The 17,541-nt window shown below is 43.3% G+C and carries 16 protein-coding genes and 1 pseudogene; 13 read left to right on the top strand and 4 right to left on the bottom strand.

The genetic code is table 11. The annotated features are described in order from the left end of the window. The first annotated feature begins 857 nt into the window (after nucleotides 1-857). From fdhD to B9N62_RS05420, 6 genes are all read left to right on the top strand, one after another. A complete protein-coding gene (gene fdhD / locus B9N62_RS05445; protein ID WP_087584705.1) occupies nucleotides 858-1,640 on the top strand; it encodes a formate dehydrogenase accessory sulfurtransferase FdhD in 783 nt (260 codons plus the stop codon). Next, nucleotides 1,633-2,400, top strand: coding sequence for a winged helix-turn-helix domain-containing protein (locus B9N62_RS05440; RefSeq protein WP_087584704.1), 768 nt, complete (start codon nucleotides 1,633-1,635; stop codon nucleotides 2,398-2,400). The genes fdhD and B9N62_RS05440 overlap by 8 nt, the downstream gene beginning before the upstream one ends. Nucleotides 2,401-2,426: 26 nt before the next feature. After that, on the top strand, nucleotides 2,427-2,615 hold the full coding sequence (locus B9N62_RS05435; RefSeq protein WP_004321084.1) for a hypothetical protein: 189 nt from the start codon (nucleotides 2,427-2,429) through the stop codon (nucleotides 2,613-2,615). Between the two features lie 182 nt (nucleotides 2,616-2,797). Beyond that, nucleotides 2,798-4,123, top strand: coding sequence for an aminotransferase class V-fold PLP-dependent enzyme (locus B9N62_RS05430; protein WP_087584703.1), 1,326 nt, complete (start codon nucleotides 2,798-2,800; stop codon nucleotides 4,121-4,123). 56 nt (nucleotides 4,124-4,179) lie between these two features. Next, on the top strand, nucleotides 4,180-4,872 hold the full coding sequence (locus tag B9N62_RS05425) for a hypothetical protein (RefSeq protein ID WP_087584702.1): 693 nt from the start codon (nucleotides 4,180-4,182) through the stop codon (nucleotides 4,870-4,872). Nucleotides 4,873-4,951: 79 nt separating this feature from the next. Further along, entirely contained in the window at nucleotides 4,952-5,386 is a 435-nt protein-coding gene (locus B9N62_RS05420) for a hypothetical protein (RefSeq protein WP_087584701.1), read from the top strand. Between the two features lie 73 nt (nucleotides 5,387-5,459). On the opposite strand, the gene tupA is transcribed toward B9N62_RS05420, so the two are convergent. After that, complete coding sequence (tupA, locus tag B9N62_RS05415; RefSeq protein ID WP_087584700.1) at nucleotides 5,460-6,278, bottom strand: tungstate ABC transporter substrate-binding protein TupA; 819 nt, start codon at nucleotides 6,276-6,278, stop codon at nucleotides 5,460-5,462. A gap of 76 nt (nucleotides 6,279-6,354) precedes the next feature. Between tupA and tupB the strand changes: the two genes are divergently transcribed. From tupB to fdh3B, 6 genes are all read left to right on the top strand, one after another. After that, nucleotides 6,355-7,047 carry a tungstate ABC transporter permease TupB gene (gene tupB / locus B9N62_RS05410; protein ID WP_087584699.1) on the top strand — a complete coding sequence of 231 codons (693 nt, stop codon included), beginning with the start codon at nucleotides 6,355-6,357 and terminating at the stop codon, nucleotides 7,045-7,047. Between the two features lie 94 nt (nucleotides 7,048-7,141). After that, complete coding sequence (gene tupC, locus B9N62_RS05405; RefSeq protein ID WP_087584698.1) at nucleotides 7,142-8,095, top strand: tungstate ABC transporter ATP-binding protein TupC; 954 nt, start codon at nucleotides 7,142-7,144, stop codon at nucleotides 8,093-8,095. A 300-nt stretch (nucleotides 8,096-8,395) separates the two neighbouring features. Next, on the top strand, nucleotides 8,396-9,121 hold the full coding sequence (locus tag B9N62_RS05400; RefSeq protein WP_087584697.1) for a TorD/DmsD family molecular chaperone: 726 nt from the start codon (nucleotides 8,396-8,398) through the stop codon (nucleotides 9,119-9,121). Continuing rightward, on the top strand, nucleotides 9,108-9,284 hold the full coding sequence (locus B9N62_RS05395; protein WP_087584696.1) for a twin-arginine translocation signal domain-containing protein: 177 nt from the start codon (nucleotides 9,108-9,110) through the stop codon (nucleotides 9,282-9,284). Before B9N62_RS05400 ends, B9N62_RS05395 begins: the two co-directional genes overlap by 14 nt. A 46-nt stretch (nucleotides 9,285-9,330) precedes the next feature. Beyond that, entirely contained in the window at nucleotides 9,331-12,141 is a 2,811-nt protein-coding gene (locus B9N62_RS05390; protein WP_087584825.1) for a molybdopterin-dependent oxidoreductase, read from the top strand. A gap of 1 nt (nucleotide 12,142) precedes the next feature. After that, nucleotides 12,143-12,784, top strand: coding sequence for a formate dehydrogenase FDH3 subunit beta (gene fdh3B, locus B9N62_RS05385; protein WP_087584695.1), 642 nt, complete (start codon nucleotides 12,143-12,145; stop codon nucleotides 12,782-12,784). 251 nt (nucleotides 12,785-13,035) lie between these two features. Here the strand turns inward: fdh3B and B9N62_RS11030 are convergent, their stop codons facing one another. From B9N62_RS11030 to B9N62_RS05365, 3 genes are all read right to left on the bottom strand, one after another. After that, complete coding sequence (locus tag B9N62_RS11030) at nucleotides 13,036-15,279, bottom strand: molybdopterin oxidoreductase family protein (RefSeq protein ID WP_374188109.1); 2,244 nt, start codon at nucleotides 15,277-15,279, stop codon at nucleotides 13,036-13,038. Between the two features lie 524 nt (nucleotides 15,280-15,803). Further along, nucleotides 15,804-16,148, bottom strand: coding sequence for a hypothetical protein (locus tag B9N62_RS05370; RefSeq protein WP_087584693.1), 345 nt, complete (start codon nucleotides 16,146-16,148; stop codon nucleotides 15,804-15,806). Then, the gene (locus B9N62_RS05365; protein ID WP_087584692.1) at nucleotides 16,148-16,756 is read right to left on the bottom strand and encodes a hypothetical protein; all 609 of its coding nucleotides are present in this window, start codon (nucleotides 16,754-16,756) and stop codon (nucleotides 16,148-16,150) included. The genes B9N62_RS05370 and B9N62_RS05365 overlap by 1 nt, the downstream gene beginning before the upstream one ends. Before the next feature lie 62 nt (nucleotides 16,757-16,818). Here B9N62_RS05365 and B9N62_RS05360 point away from each other — a divergent pair. Further along, a pseudogene (locus B9N62_RS05360) lies at nucleotides 16,819-17,538 on the top strand (IS1595 family transposase). Nucleotides 17,539-17,541: the final 3 nt, after the last annotated feature.

The following is a 17,541-nucleotide window of genomic DNA, read 5'->3' as shown; positions in this document are numbered from 1 at the left end:
TTGCTCAAAAAACAATCTCAACTTCAATCTTTATTTATGCTATATAAAAACCAACAAAATCTCAATTTTTAAAATTTGTGCTAAAATACCAAATAAAAAAACAAAAGTAAATTTCCCTATAAACCAAAATTTACTTTAACTTAATAAAAAATAACAGCTTCTAATTCCATCGTATAGTCTTAGAACTTAATATCCAAAACATCAAGAATAAACAACCCTTACATAAGACAATATGTTAGTACTTACTTAGCAAACTCAAATGAGTTTGCTGTAAGGTCTTGGCAGACGGCCTATATTTTTCTTTGGCCGAGCAAAAGAAAAATATAAAAACTTATACGAAGCTTTATCGCTCGAAAATGATTTTTCATCGGCAAAATGTCTAAGTTTTCATATAAAAAGCCCTTAATGAATATAATTAAGGGCTTTTTATATACGGTCGGCGTGTTTGAGTCATGCACGGGCCATATAACAGTAAAATACGGCTTGATAAAAATTAGTTTTTTGACTTGACTCTATAATATAAATTTCCTTCTCGGTCTTATGTCAGGCTGCAAATTATATTTATAATTTTTCAAGATTTAACCTATATACAGCAAGTTATGTGCGATCCAATTCTAGCCTTATACTATTTTTTACTATTCTTTTATTTCTTATACAAATAATAGATAATGATAAAATCTTAGTCAAAAAATATCTTAAGATATATGCTAAATTTGCATATATAAATCATCATCAGATACCGATAAAATCGTACTAAAAATAGTTTAAGTTTTTGCTTGATTTAAGTAAGATTTCACTACAATCAAATCCTAAATTTAGATTTTCAAGCTATCATTTCGCAAAAATTAAGGAAAATCATGCAACCTATTTTTACGACCCAAATCACCAAATTTAAAGGCGCGCAAAAAAGCGCCGTTGATGATATTTTGGTGCGCGAGATCAAGCTTGAGATCTACATAAACGGCAAGCGTTTCGGCGCGGTGATGGCGACTCCGACCGATCAGGAGGCGCTAGCTGCAGGCTATCTCATCAGCGAAAATTTGATCGCGAGCCCCGAGGATATCGAGAGTATCGAGCTCTCAGACGACGCTTTAAGCGTGCGGGTAAAGGCTAAAATCAACGAAAAACGCCTCGAGCAGTTTGACGAGGAAAAGGTGATAATCAGCGGCTGTGGACGCAGCTCGACGGCAAATATCGATCCTGAGGCTATGGCGGCGCGCTCGATAAAGGACGAGGTTAAATTTAACAAAGACGAAATTTTACGCCAGATGGGGCAGTTTTACACGCAGTGCGAGCTCTACGAGATGACTGGCTGCGTGCATACGGCCAAGCTTTTCGTGAGCGGCGAGCAGTTTTACATCGGCGAGGATATCGCTCAGCACAACACCATAGACAAAGCCGTCGGCAAGGCGGTACTAGCAGGAGTGCAGCTGCAAAATTCGTTTTTGATGGTGAGCGGAAGGCTAAGCTCCGAGATGGTGGCAAAAGCCGTCATGCACGGCATCCCAGTGCTCGTCTCGCGCACGGCTCCGACTAGCCTTGGCGTCGTGATAGCGCGTAAATTTAACCTCACTCTGTGCGGCTTTGCTCGCGGCGAAAATATAAACGTGTATAGTGGCACGGAGAGAATCTATGAGTGAGCAAATCCGCAAACTGATAACCAAACTGCTAAATCCAAAGGGCAGGCTAGACTGCGGCACGGCGTTTAAGATCGCCGCAAAACTAGGCGTAGAGGTCGGGCTGGTTAGCGACGAGGCCGAAAAAATGGGCGTAAAGATCGACAACTGCGAGCTAGGGCAGTTTGGCGGGCTGGAAAACGGACGGGGCAAATACACCGTGATGACGCAGCTAAAGCAGATGACCGACGAAAAAGACAGAATTCTGTGCAAAGACGCTAGAGACGCGGCTGCGGGCGTGGGGCTAAAGACGATCCGATCAACGTTAAAAGACTATAAAATCGACGTAAAATACTGCCAGCTCGGGTGTTTTAAGGAGAAGAAAGGAAAAAAGATGAGAGTAAAAACCAAAACTTGGATAGAAAACGACGAGGGCGAGCTTATCTTTGGCAAGGGTAAAACCGAAGTCCTAGACGTCATCGCTGAGGTCGGCTCGATCTCAAAGGCCGCCGAAATCCTAGGCATGAACTATAAAAAATGCTGGAATCATCTGCAAATTTTGCAAAAAAATCTAAAAGAGGAGCTCTTTACCACTAAGCAAGGCGGCGGCGAGAACGCCGGCACGACGCTAAACGAGCGCGCGCATGAGCTCATAAACGCCTATAGGCAGCTTCAAAACGACATCGAGGATTTTGCGGATAAGCGCTTTAAGGAGTTGTTTTTGAAAAAAGACGTCGAGAAAAATGACGCAACTAAAGACGACAAAAAAGATAAAAATAAATAAAACCACATCAATTTAAGGGAGAAAAAATGTACGTAAAACTAAACGATAGGGTCTATCTAAACAAAGATAAGATCACCAGAGTAAAGGTAGATAGCGTCCAAGACGGTATCAGGATTCGCTTCTACGAGGGACAAAATCAAGTCGCTAAAAGCGGACGCTTTGAAACCGAAGCAAAAGCTATCGAGTGGCTAGAGAAAAATTTTATAAACAAATAATAAAATGGTCGTGAGCCTCTGTGGCTCGCGATTCTCTGCTTTATCAAGTTAAATTTGCCGCTTTGCGGTTAAATTTGACTTGCTCAAATTTAATCTCCAAATTTACTAAATCATTTCCAACGCAAAAGTCCCAAATTTGCGAAAATTTACTATAATTACCGCATCAAATTTAAAGAGTAAAAATGGCAAATTTAGACGAAATAAGAAAAAATATCATCCTAAAACAAGGCGTGCACTATTTTGATTACACTGCTTCGGGGCTTGCTTATGAGCCCGTAGAGCGCGAGATAGGCGAAATTTTAAAAACCTACGCCAACACCCACTCCGACAGTAGCTCCAGCGCCATCATCACGCAGCGTCGCTACGAGGGCGCGAGAGAGAGCCTAAAAAAGCTGCTCGGGCTTGACGAGCGGTTTTATCTCATCGCCTGCGGGCAGGGCGCGACGGCCGCGATCAAGAAATTTCAGGAGATACTCGGCATCTATCTGCCGCCTGCGACCAGAAGCGCGATCGGCGAGGCAAATTTACGCGCCACGCGGCTTCCGCTCGTGCTCGTTTCGCCATACGAACACCACTCAAACGAGCTTAGCTTTCGCGAGGGGCTTTGCGACTACCTGCGCGTACCTCTTAGCGAGACGGGCGAGATCGATCTGATTGCGCTTGAGCGCATCCTAAAGCTAAATGCGGGACGCCGCATCATCGGCTCGTTTAGCGCTGCCTCAAACGTCACTGGCGTCGTTAGCGATTATAAAAAGATCAGCGAGCTAATCAGAGCTGCGGGTGGCATCGTGGCCTTTGACAGCGCGGCGCTGAGCTCGCACGCAAATTTAGATTGCGATTACTTTGACGCGATTTTCCTCTCGCCGCATAAATTGCTCGGCGGACCTGCTAGCTGCGGGCTTTTGGCGATCAAAAAGGAGCTGTTTAACAGCGACGTACCGACCTTTGCCGCGGGTGGGACGGTCGCCTACGCTAACCGCGAGGGCCACGTGTTTTTGAAAAATCCCGAGCAGCTAGAAGAAGGCGGTACGCCGCCTATTATCGGGCTTATGCGGGCAAATTTGGCATATGCGCTGCGAAACGAGGTGGGCTTCGAGCAAATAAAAAGTGCCGAGGACGAGCTAGCGCGGCTTTTTGAGAGCGAGCTAGCGGGCATTGATGAGATCATAAACTACGCTCCAAAGGGCGCGCCGCGGCTGCCGATTTTTTCGTTTAACATTCGCGGCGTATCGGCTTATGATTTCGCCGCGAGCCTTAGTAATGACTTCGGCATCCAGACTCGCGCGGGCGTGATGTGCGCGGGGCCCTACGCTCACGATCTGCTGGGTATCAAGGAGGGGCGCATGCCAGAGAGCAAGCCGGGCTTCGTGCGCGTAAGCCTGCACTACACGCACACCGAGCAAGACGTGCGTTATCTAGTAGGCGCTATAAAATCCTGTATCAAAAAACACCGCGAGCTTTGGGGTGAGGAAAAGGCGATGTATGAGATGTTCGGCGAGAAGATTTAGCTTTACAATAGCGGTTAACTAGAAACAAAGTCAACAAATTTAAAGAGGCGCTACAAATGAAAATTCAAATAATATCTTACTCCACAATATTTAAAATAAATGATCCGCACATGTCTTGCACTATTAGCACTTTTGAACGTCCTAAGAGTTTTGATGAATTTGATATAAATGTTATAGATTTAAATAGTCCTAACTTATGGAGTTTCAGCCCAGAATACCAAAAGTGCACTGAGGCCGTATATCACCTTAAAACATTAAAAGAAATTATGAGAAACTCAAAAAGAGGTATATTTATCATAATAATGCCTACAAATATAAAGGTATCAGTGGACTATTCTGGATATTATACAAATCAAACCGTTGCAATTAAAGATATTCTCAAGCAAGTTAACCAGGAATTATCTACACTGGTTTTGTCTAATATAAAGTTAAGATATGAAATAAGCACAACAACCATAGACGAGCAAAATTTTTATTCCGATTTTATATTTGACAATGTGGATGGCGAGAGCATCAAATGGTCAAATGGAGGTAAGAGCACAATAGTAAAACATAATGAGAGGCTATATTCGACTACTCTTTTTATCAAAAACGCAACTAATGATTTAGAAATTTTAGTATCATTTATTGTTTCTAGATTCCAAAAATCCGATGTTCCTGATTGGTTTAATGGTTTTGAGTATTTCGATGATGCAATGCTGAAAAACAAACGCAACAAATTATTGGATATATATATATCGGCAAATTGAAGATATAGATAGGCAAATTGATGAAAATAATAAATTCAAATCAATCCTATATTCAACAGGAGATGAGCTAGTTGGTGTAGTGAAGGAAATTTTAGTAGATATTTTCAAACTAACAGACAGTCATTTTACAGATGTGAAAAAAGAAGATTTTAGATTCGAATTTGAAGATGTTAACTTTATGGTAGAGATAAAGGGAATAAATACAAACGTCAAAAATAGCAATATAGCACAGTGCAAGAAACATGTAACTGATTTAATAGCCGAAGACGATACCAAGTCTCCTGGCAATGTAAAAGGCTTGCTAATAGTTAACCCTCAACGTGACATAGAGCCTGGCAAAAGGGAGCCGATACATGCCAATCAAATAAGCTATGCAAAAAGTGAAGGTATATTAATAATAACGACTTTAGAATTACTAAAATTATATCAAGCATACACTAAAGACGAAGTTGTTAGTAATAAATGTTTTGAGACGTTTAAAAATAACGTCGGAGAGTTTAAATTTGATTTATAAAAAGGGCGCAAAGTGCACCCGAATCACGCAAATTTAAGCCATAAATTCGACTCAAATTTGCGCGTAAATAAAATTAGTTTTTGCGACTGTTTGCGTCAGGCGTGAAAAGCGGCTTATCTAGCAGCTTAAAGTCACCTATAAATTTCTGACCATCTTCGCTTGTAGCCCATTTTATAAATTTCTCTGCATTTTCGATGTCAGTTTTAGGGCAGTGTTTTGGATTTACTGCGATTAGAGAGTAGAAGTTTTTAAGATCGTTGTCGCCCTCGTTGATGATGACCATCTCAGGATGACCTTTTTGGTTTGCTTCATATTTAATGTAAGTACCACGATCAGTAAATGTAACGCCTTTTTGCTCAGCAGCAGCATTTATCGTAGCTAGCATACCTTGGCCTGTTTGCATATACCAGCCGTCTTTTTCAGGGACTTCACCAGCGATCTTTTTCCAGATGCCTTTTTCTTTATTGTCTGTGCCTGATTTATCGCCACGTGAGAAGAATTTGATACCATCTTTTTTGATAAGCTCAAAGCTCTCTTTTATATCTTTACCTTTAAATTTATCAGCGATTGATTTATCAGCGATAACGACGAAGTCATTATACATTACGGCATTTCTTTTTAAGCCAAAACCTTTTTCTACAAATTCTTTCTCAACTTTTGGTGAGTGAACGAAAAGTATGTCAGCGTTGCAGTCTTCGCCAAGCTTTAGTGCAGCGCCTGTGCCAACAGCTGTCCATTTTATATCAACGCCTGTTTTTGCCTTATAAACTGGATAGATCGCGTCAAGCAAGCCAGTGTTATCTGTACTTGTTGTAGTCGCCATGATTAGTTCATTATCAGCGCCAAACGCCAAAACTGCGGCTGCTAGTGAGCCTAAAATAATCTTTTTCATTTTTCTCCTTTAAAAAAAAATTGTGATATTATAGCACATTTAAAATAATCTTAAGAAATATGCTAGGAAAGAATAATTGGATTTTTTACTTCACGGCTTTGCAGAAGCCTTTAATCTACTTTTAAACGGCAATCTTGAAACATATTCAGCCATCAAGGCTACCCTTTACACATCAAGTGTGTCGATACTTTTTGCCGTTCTTATAGGCTTTCCACTTGGTTTTTCGCTTGGATTTTATGACTTTAAGGGTCGCAAAATTTTACGCCTTCTAAGTGACACAGCTCTTGCCATGCCAACGGTTGCGATCGGTCTTATTTTATATGCATTTATCACGAGAAATGGCCCGCTTGGCAGCCTAAATTTACTCTTTACGCTAAAAGCGGTCATGCTGGGTCAGTTTGTGCTAGCCCTTCCTATCATCATCTCGCTTACTGCAAGCGTGGTTGAAAATATGGAGACAAAGCACTATCTAACTATCCTAAATTTACGCCTTGCGCCAGCAAAGCTAGTTTTTTGCGTGCTTTATGAGTTGCGCTACGCTCTCATGGTAGTTATCGCCACAGCCTACGGCAGAATCGTGGCTGAAGTGGGCATTGCGATGATGATAGGTGGCAACATCAAGTATTTTACCCGCACGATCACGACCGCGGTGTCGCTGGAGACGAACAAGGGCGAGTTTGCGATGGGTATAGCGCTAGCTTTGGTGCTCATCTTTATCGCATTTGCGGTAAATTTGGCGATACATGCGCTAAAAAGGCTTGATAGATGAAATTTGATAAATTTAGAAATTTTACGCTCGTAAAAAGCGGGCTGGGCGCGTCAAATTTGAGCCTTTTATTTAAATTTAACGAGAAAGGCGCAAAGTGATAAACGTTAGAAATTTACGCCTAAACTACGGCGCGAACGAGATTTTAAATATCCCGCGCCTTGATATCGACGTCGCCAAAATCACCGCGCTAACGGGCAGCAACGGCAGCGGCAAAAGTACGCTGATGCGAGTGATTTCGTTTTTGCAAAAGCCAACTAGCGGCGAAGTACGGCTGTGGGGAAGCAGCGCGCCTAGTCTAAATTTACTGCGCGACGTTAGCGTTTTGCTACCAGAGCCCGCGCTTTTAAAACGCTCCGTGAGGGAAAATTTTAAAGCCGTTTTAAAAAGCCGCGGAGTGCTGGGGGAATTTGACGAGCGAGCGAGCGAGGCGTTAAATTTGGTCGGGCTTGACGAGAGCTTTTTAAACAAGCGCCACTTTGAGCTAAGCTCCGGGCAGACGCAGCGCGTTAGCTTTGCGTTAAATTTGGCGCTTAGATCGCGTCTTTATCTACTCGACGAGCCGACAAATAGCGTGGACGTGGGCACGTCAAAGCTGTTTGGCAAAGCGGTGCTTTACATGCGGCAAAGATACGGCTGCGGCTTTGTGATCGCTAGCCACGACGACAAATGGCTAACCGCCATCGCCGAAGAAAACGTCTTTTTGCACAAGGGGCGTGTGTGCGAATTCGAATACAAAAATATATTCGACGCGCGGGACGGGGTTTTAAAATTTGACGAAAACGCGAACGTAAATTTACCGCAAAATTTACGTAACGCCGTAAAGATCGCCGTAAATCCAAGTAAAATAACGCTAAGCAAAACGCTGATAGAAGGCTATCTTGAGGGCATCTTGCACTCGGTTTCGCTCTATCTTGGCAAAGAGCTTTTGGTGAAAATCAAAGTCGGCGACTTTTTGATAAAAACGCTGGCGGCGAATTCGCAAAATTTTAGAGTCGGCGAAAATATTTATTTTAAATTTGACGAGGAAGCGTTTTTGGGGCTTGAATGAGCCTCAAATTTTGCAAATTTTGCTTCAAATTTTAAATTTAGACTCGTTTAACGCCCGTTAAAAGAGCCTAGTTAAAAGTAAATATCAAAATGAAGCGTAAATGCAATATATATGCTGAAATTTCATATTTATTTTATCTCCTAAAATTCGCCGTAAGCAATATGCAACTAAGGCATATTTAAGCATATATTAATTTTTTTGATTTATTTTTTTTTAAGTATAAGAAATAAGCCAAAAAGTAGTATAGTTTCACAATCGAGAAAAATCTCAAAAAATAGACAAAAATGATAAAGGAAGGCGATGACTAGCAAGGGCGAATTTGCGGCGGGACGTGGGCTTTACTACTCGCTATTTTCGCGTTTTTTCGTTTTTAGCCAAGAAGCCGATAGATTTGCAGGCGTAAACGCGATGCTAGGCCTTGCCGCAGCGCACGCTCTAAACGAGGAATCGGCCGCTGCCATAATGCGCATACAGGCAAAATTCGACGAGAAAAATCCGCAAAATTTAGTGGATGAATTCGATGAAATTTTCCACGCTCCGCCAAGTCCGCTTAGAAACTCGATGTCGTACTACGACGAGGGTTACGAGGTCGGGCATGCTTGCGCGAAAGTGCGTAAAATTTTAGCCCGCACCGACCTTAGACGCGACAAGGCTAAATTTAAAGAAAACGAAGACAACGTGGGCTTTGTATTTGCGCTGATGAGTGAATTTATCGCGCGAGAGAGCGAGCTGGAGCTATACGGCGAGCTTGAGGAGCAGCTTTTTAAAGAGGTCATAAATCCAAACGTTGATGAGTTTATAGAGAGTCTTTTTAATCACGAAAGTAGCGAAATTTACAAAGACGTCGCGGTACTACTGCAAGGATTTATCGAGTTTGAGCGCGTAGTTTTAAGCGCGCCGCGTCCTATAAATCGCGGCGAAAACAAAAAGACTTTGGACGGAGTTTCAAGATCTGAGGCTATAAGAAGACAAAAAAACCGAGTGAGAAAGCTAAAAGCTATGGAGGAAGAAAATGCAAAAAAATAGGCGAGAATTTTTAAAAAAGGCTGGGCTAGTCGGAGCGGTAGCGGCTACGGCCGGAGCCATAACGGCAGCGGCGTCAAACCTAAAATACGGCAAAAGCAAAAAGACCGAAGTGCTTTATAAAAGAAGCAAAAACTGGGATCTATACTACGAACAAGCAAAATAATAAAATTTAAGAAAGGATAAATATGTCTGAGGCAAATTTACGTCTTATGCCCCACTCAAACGCAGTCGGGCGAAGATCGTTTTTAAAAATGGCCGCGCTAGCGGGCGTAGCGGGCGGCATGAGTGGACTGGCCGCTAGCGGCGTAACCAGAAGTGCGACTCAAGAAGAGATGGCAAATCCGTTTCCAAACTCTAAAATCGTAAAAACCGTTTGTACGGTTTGCTCCGTTGGATGCGGAGTGCGCGCCGAGGTAGAAAACGGCGTTTGGGTACGCCAAGAAGTAGCCCAAGACCACCCGGTAAGCGCTGGCGGCCACTGCTGTAAGGGTAGCGATGTCATCGATATGGTGCGCTCTCACTGCCGCGTAAAATACCCGATGAAAAAAGCAGGCGGCAAATGGAAACGCATCAGCTACAAAGAGGCTCTCGACGAGATCGGCGCCAAACTAAAGGCGTATCGCGAAAAAAATCCGGAGCAAGTAATGTTTCTAGGCTCTGCAAAAGATTGCAACGAACAAAGCTATTATATAAGCAAATTCGTAGCGATGTTCGGGACTAATAACCTAGATCACCAAGCACGTCTTTGACACAGCTCTACAGTCGCCGGTGTGGCGAATACTTGGGGTTACGGAGCTATGACAAATCATCTTGGAGATATCCAAAACGCGAAGTCTATCTTTATAGTGGGCGCAAATCCGGCGGTAAACCACCCGGTCGGCTTTAGGCATTTTCTAAAAGCGAAGGAAAATAACGGCGCAAAGCTAATCGTGGTCGATCCAAGATACACGAGAACTGCGGCTAAGGCTGATTATTTCGCTCAAATTCGCACCGGCACGGATATACCTTTTATGTACGGCATGATGAATATCATCTTTCAAAACGGCTGGGAAGATAAGGAATTTATAAACGACCGCGTTTACGGTATGGATCTGATCCGCGAAGAGGCTGCGAAATGGACGCCTGAAGTCGTAGCAGATGTTTGCGGGATCAAAAAAGAGACGCTTCTTGAGATAACCGAAGTTTACGCTAAAAATCGCCCGGGATCGGTCGTTTGGGCGATGGGTCTAACTCAGCACACCATAGGCAGCTCAAATACTCGTATCGCTCCGATCCTGCAGCTAGTGCTAGGAAATATGGGCGTTAGCGGCGGCGGCTGTAATATCCTTCGCGGCCACGACAACGTTCAAGGTGCGACGGATATGGCGAATTTGCCGACCGAGTTACCCGGATACTATCCAAAAAACGAAGCCAACTGGAAATACTTCGCTAAGATGTGGAAGGTCGATTTTGAATGGCTCCAAAAGAATTTCGTTAAGCCTGAAATGATGTTTAAGCCCGGATTTACGCTATCAAAATGGTGGGCGGGCGTGCTTGACGGTAAAAACGGCAACGAAGCCGTAGATAATGCCGGCGACAGTATAAAAGCCTTAGTAGTAATCGGCAACGGCATCACCTCTACCGCGCAACAAGTAAAAGTAAAAGAAGGCCTAGACGCGCTTGAGCTTTTGGTTCTAGTAGATCCTTTCGTAAACGATGCCGGCGTGATAACGGACAAAAAAGACGACGTCTATATACTGCCTGCGGCGACGCAGTTTGAAACCAGCGGTACGGTTGTAGCGACAAACCGCAGCGGCCAGTGGAGAAGCCAGGTCGTAGAGCCGCTTTTTGAGAGTATGCCCGATCACGAAATTTTATTCGAGCTTGCCAAAAGGCTAGGCTACTATGACGAGCTAACGCGCACGATCAGAGACGCTGAAGGCAAGATTGAGTGGCCTGAAGTCGCTACTCGCGAGATCGCAAATATAGTTAAAACTATCGGCATGACGGGTTGGACTCCGGAAAGGCTCAAAAAGCACCAAGAAAACTGGGATAAATTTGATGAAAAAACAAGCCTAGGAAAACCGGGTACCGTAGTTGAAGGCGAGTACTACGGTCTGCCGTGGCCGTGCTGGACGGAGGATCATCCGGGCAGCCCGATACTTTACGATATAAACAAATCCGTTAGGCAAGGCGGTATGGGTTTTAGAAACCGCTTCGGCTTAGAGCATAACGGAGTTAGCCAATTAGCTGCAGACGGTAGCGCGCCCGTAGATTCGTTTGTCAAGGGCGGATATCCGGAGATCAAAAAAGATAACATCGAAAAGGTGCTAGGTATCACGCTAACCGAGGATGAAAAGGCTAAAATAGGCGGCAGCTGGATACATGACGATAGTAATATCATCGCTAAAAAATGCATGGAGAAAAACATCGCTCCGTACGGCAACGCGCGAGCTAGGACGATCGTTTGGACTTTTGCGGATCAAATTCCTCTTCACAGAGAGCCGCTGCATACGCCTAGATTTGATCTAGCGCAGAAGTATCCGAGCTTTGAGGATAAGAAACTTCAAAACCGCGTCGATACAAAATTTAAATCCGTCCAGCTAGCAAAGGACTACTCAAAAGAGTTTCCTATTATCCTCACGACGGCTCGCCTCGTAAATTTTAGCGGCGCGGGCATGGAGACGAGAGCTAGTATGTATCTAAGCCGTCTAACGCCTGAGATGTTTGCTGATATCCACCCTGAGCTTGCGGCTAAACACGGCATTAAAAACTGGGATTTCATCTGGGTTCATTCGCCTGAAGGTACTAAGGTTAAGGTGCGCGCTAGAGTAGTACCCTCCGTTAAACCCGACACCATCTTTATGCCGTTTCATTATGCGGGTTATATGCAAGGCACCGATATGACTGGTAATTTCCCGGAAGGCACCAAGCCTTATGCAGTAGGCGAGAGCGCGAATACCGTCACTAACTATGGATATGATATAAACACTCAGATCCCTGAAACCAAAAGCGGTCTATGCCGCATAGAAAAGGCGTAAAATGAGCGAATTTAACGATAACAATAGACTTAAATTTTACTGCGACGACGATAGATGCATCGACTGTAACGGCTGTGCGGTAGCTTGCGACGAGGCTCACGAGCTGCCTCTTGGCATCCGCCGCCGCCGCGTCATCACGCTAAACGAAGGCGTACCCGGCAAGGAAATATCGACATCGATAGCTTGCATGCACTGCGAGGATGCGCCGTGCTCGCTGGTTTGCCCGGTCGATTGTTTTTATATCAGAGCCGACGGCGTAGTACTACACGACAAAGATATCTGCATCGGCTGCGGATACTGCCTATACGCGTGTCCGTTCGGCGCACCACAATTCCCTAAAGATGGTGTATTTGGCGCAAGAGGCGTTATGGATAAATGTACGATGTGTGCAGGTGGTCCAGAGCCTACAAATAGCGAGCTAGAGCGTGAAGAGTATGGCCAAAACAGAATTTCCGAAGGTAAAGTACCAGTTTGTGCGGCTATGTGCTCGACAAAGGCGCTGCTGGTAGGAGAATCTACAATGATAGAGAAAATCTACGGTGATAGGGTTAAGGCTCGCGGCTACGGCTTTAAAGACCTAAAGCAAACTCCGACCTGGAAGCTCGCCTACTATGCTGGCGATAGGCTTAAGATAAAATCTTAAAATTTAGCTCGCTCTCACCGAGATTGCGGGAGCGAGTAATCTCATCAAATTTGACGCGGTTTGGCTGCGTCAAATTTAACTCGCGCTTCTTTAGCTTCACTAAATTTTACATAGATAGTTCGTCAAATTTGACTCACACTTCTTTAGCTTTATTAAATTTTTACGCGATATTTCGTCAAATTTGAATGCTGGTAAATTTAAAATAAAAGTGGATAAATTTAAGTAGAAAAGGGCGGTCTCCCGCCCTAAATTTACGCTCTAACAGGCGACAAATAAGGATTTGCCGAGTGCATCGACATCTCGTTTTGCTCTCTAAATTTGATAAATTCCTCTTCGCTTAGACGCCTGATATTTGCTATCGTCATCTTTAGCGGCGTGATGCCTGAGAGCGGATCGGGATCGCCGGCGTTTGCTAGCTCGTTACCGTCGGCCTCGCTGTAGTGGAAGGTCGTAAATATCGTGCCCTCTTTTAGATCCGGATTTACGCGAAGCTTGGCCGCGATCTGGCCGCGTTTGTTTTGCACGAGCGCGTAGCAGCCTTCCTCTAGCTCCCTCTCGCGAGCGATATCCGGGCTTACCTCGATGAGCGCGCCTTCTACGCCAGCACCGTATTCTAGAGCAGGACACTCTCTAGTCATCGTACCCGTGTGGTAGTGAAATACCTTGCGTCCGGTCGTAAATAAGCACGGATAGACCTCGTCGGGCACCTCGCTAAGCGCGCCGCTACCGACCGGATAGCCGTCCGGGATATTCATCTTAGCTCTAAATTCGGCTTCTGCTTTTGCGCGTTCATTTTTATCCTCTACGTAAAGTACCGGCGCGAAGCGGAATTTACCGCCAGGCAGCATGGACTTGTGATCTGCGTAAAGCACGGGCGTGCCAGGGTGTTCCTCGTCAGGGCACGGCCAGCTGATACCGCCTAGCTTGCCTAGTCTATAGTAGCTAATACCGCCGAAAAATTTAGGCATGAGCTCTCTTAGTTCGTTCCAAATTTGCTCAGGGCTAGCAAAATCAAATCCCTCTAGCCCCATGCGGTTTGCGATGTTGCAAACGACTTTCCAGTCAGGCTCCACGCCGCTAACGGGCTCGCTAGCTTTGCGCGTTCGCTGGACGCGGCGAGAGGTGTTTATAAACGTTCCATCCTTTTCTCCCCAGCCTGCTGCAGGTAGCACCACGTCGGCCTTGTGTGCGCTCTCTGTGAAAAACAAATCTTGCACGATAAAGCAGTCTAGATGATGGACGGCGTGGACGAAGTGCTCGGTCCAAGGGTCGCTCATTACGGGGTTTTCGCCGTAGACATAGAGGACTTTTAGCTCGCCGCTATCCATTTTATCCGGCGCTTGCGTTAGCTTAAAGCCCGGAACCGGATTTAGCTCAAAGTGCCATACTTTGCGCGCTTGCTCCTGCGCGTAAGGGCTATTTACGGCGCCTGCCGGGATGACGTTAGGCAGCGCACCCATGTCGCATGCGCCCTGGACGTTGTTTTGACCGCGCAGTGGATTTACGCCAGCGCCTTTTTTGCCCAAATTTCCAGTTAAAACGGCTAAATTTGATAGCGAAAATACGTTTGAGGTACCGTCGCTAAACTGCGTTATACCCATCGTGTAGCAAATCGCCGCCGCGCCTGCTTTAGCATACATTCTAGCTGCCTCTATGATGAGCTCTTTTTTTATACCGGTTTCGCGCTCGAAACGCTCAGGGGTAAAGTCCTTAACCGCTTCTTTTAGATATTCAAATCCCTCGGAGTATTTCTCGATAAATTCGCTATCTTGCAAATTTTCGGCGATTATGACGTGCATCATCGTGTTTAGCGTTTTGATATTCGCTCCGATTGGGATTTGCAGATAGATATCGGCTTTTTTGGCCATATCGGTGCGCTTTGGGTCCACGACGATCATCTTCGCGCCGCGCTGAAGCCCGCGCTGCATCTGCATAGCGATGATCGGATGGCACTCGCTCGTGTTGGTACCGATGAGTAAAAATACTTCCGTGTCGGTCGCAAATTCTACTAAATCGTTCGTCATCGTTCCGTTTCCTAGCGTGCTGGCAAGACCTGCCACTGTAGGAGCGTGTCAAAGACGAGCGCAGTGATCGACGTTGTTGCTACCCTGAGCTCGGAAAAATTTCTGGAAAACGTAGTTGTCTTCGTTATTTGAGCGCGCAGAGCTAAAGCCCATGATCGAGCTTGGGCCGTATTTTGCGACGGTGGATTTAAATTTATCCGCGAGGAAATCATAAACCTCCTCAAAACTCACTTCTTCAAGCTCGCCGTGCTTGTCGTAGACGCCGTTTAGCTTTCTCATCATCGGACGGCTTAAGCGTTTAGGAGAGTTTACGAACTCCCATCCGAACATTCCTTTTAAGCAAAGCTCGCCGTCGTTTACGTGGTGGTCTTTGCTAGGTTTGGCGTCTACGATTCTACCGTTTCGCACGATAAGATCGATGCCGCAGCCCGTACCGCAATATGGACAGGTGGTCTTTACTATCTCTTCCATTTTCGCTCCTTTCTGGTATTACTGAAATTTATAAGATTATTATATAATGGCAAATATAAATTTAGTTTTAAAATTAGTATATTTTTTTAAGAATTATTTAAGTAATATGCAAATTTAGCATATTACTCTTTTGGCTAAATTTGCCTTTAAAGTCGTATTTTGAAAGTAAAATCACATATTGGTTATTTTGGTAAAATTTGTCCTACCGGTACCACTCTATAAAAATCTATTAAAGATTTCTCGCTGCCGATAACTTGATTATATCTCCATCCTATCCCTACTATACTTGCCTTTTATCTCATTTTTTATCTCCGTAGGCTCATCATTCAACAGTTTACTAAAATTCGGTATTAAATTGCTTATTTTTGAGATAAAACTAATAACCTTAGTTTTAAAGTTTTCTAATATAGTTAACTTATCCTGTAAATTTTCTATCGTTTCGTCTTTAACTTTTGCTTCTTCTTTCGGCTCCGATATTTTTCGGCATTATGTAGTATCCGCACAAATTCATTTTTTTATTAAATCTAAATAATGTTCGCAAATTTTAGTGTTTTTATGTAATTTTCCATAAAATCCCAATCTGGCTCAAAATCGGTTTCGTTTATTTTTATGGCTGGCAACAAAATGTTTGTTTTTAGGAGCCTATCGCCTGTCCAACTTCTACCGTATGAAAATTTATTTCTTTCTAAGTCTAATATAGTGGTTAAAAACAATCCATTATATTTATTTAGGCGTTCACTGTATCCACAGAAAGTCTTTCCACTCATTCCGATAAAATTATATCCTTGATACAGCGAGTAGCCTGCGCTTCCTTGCTCAAGTTGTATGAATAATACAATTGCCCCTCGAAATGTATTCTTTATTATCATTAAGCGACCACATAAATTCGTATCCGTTTGATTCTTTTTTTGCGGCTATATACGCAACGCCCCCCCTCTATTAAATTATTAGTATTATCTCCTTTTGTTGATTCAATTTTAAATAAAGTTCCCGATTTAAAATACTTCCAATTAGAAATATTTAAATTTTTATTTATTTTTTGCATCTTAGGTGCAGTATTGCTCAGATTTGCTTTTCCTAATTTTACGACGAAAGACGCATATTCTCTTACGGTTTTTTCAAAATTCTTTATTGATATACTAGAATAGTTTGTTTTCATATATGCTTCAGCCAACCATTCGTCATTTGCATTTATTGTTTTTAAAACAGGGATTTCGTCTTTTTCAATTTTGTTACGATAAAGATTAAGCCATTCTTTCTCCGTTTCAGCCCACGAGCCCTCAGCCTTCTCTACTCTACCTATTTTTTTTCTTTTTTGAAAAGCATCATCTTTATAATATCCAAAAAATGTTTTATGGGTGTAAGAATACCTAACACCCAATTCAAAAACCATACAACACGCTACTGAAGAAGAGCCGGGATGAAAGACATCCGAAGGCAAAGAAAATACTGCTAAAAGAGTGTGTTCTTTCGGCATTTTTTCTTTATAATTTTTGGCTCCCTTTAACTTAAACTCACGCAAAGGAGCATTAAGTTACGATGAGTTCGATGAAAAACAAATATATAATCCGTTCCCGAATTTCAGAGAAGAAATTTAGAGAAATTCTAAAGTACTTCGCAGAAGATATAGAAGCATCAAAGATATCGAATTTAACTAAAATTTCAGAAGCAACCCTATGTAAAATCTTTAGAGAAATAAGAATTCTTATATCTAAAGAGCGTGAGAAGATATTTAAGTTTTCAGGCGAGATAGAGATTGACGAAAGCTACTTTGGAGCCAAGAGAGTAAGAGGTCTTGCGCTTGCGCTCTCTTTGAGAAAAGAGGCAGAGGCACGGCAAATAAAACATCGGTGTTCGAAATGTTAAAGCGCGACGGTAAGGTCTATACCCAAATAGTTAAAAACTGTTCTGCTAATGAACTAATATCGATATTATCGGGGTTTAGCGATCTGGACGAGAGCGTTATTTACTCTGATCGTTGGAAGGCTTATGATGGCTTGGTTGATTACGGAGCCAAAGCGCATTATAGAGTGAAGCACTCTAAAAATGAATTAGCAAATAGTAAAAATCATATCAACGGTATAGAAAACTTTTGAGGATATGCCAAACATAGATTATCTAAATTTAAAGGCATTAAGAAAGAGAATTTCTTGCTTCGTCTTAAAGAGTGCGAATTTAGATATAATACTAAAACTACACAGGAAAACTTATCAAAAACTATTAAAATTGATAAGAGAGAATCCGCTTAAGTTTAATTGAGCC

The organism is Campylobacter concisus, assembly GCF_002165785.1.
Lineage (GTDB): Bacteria > Campylobacterota > Campylobacteria > Campylobacterales > Campylobacteraceae > Campylobacter_A > Campylobacter_A concisus_W.
Note: the sequence above shows the minus strand (reverse complement) of the source record. Positions and strands in the feature narration are given on the sequence as shown.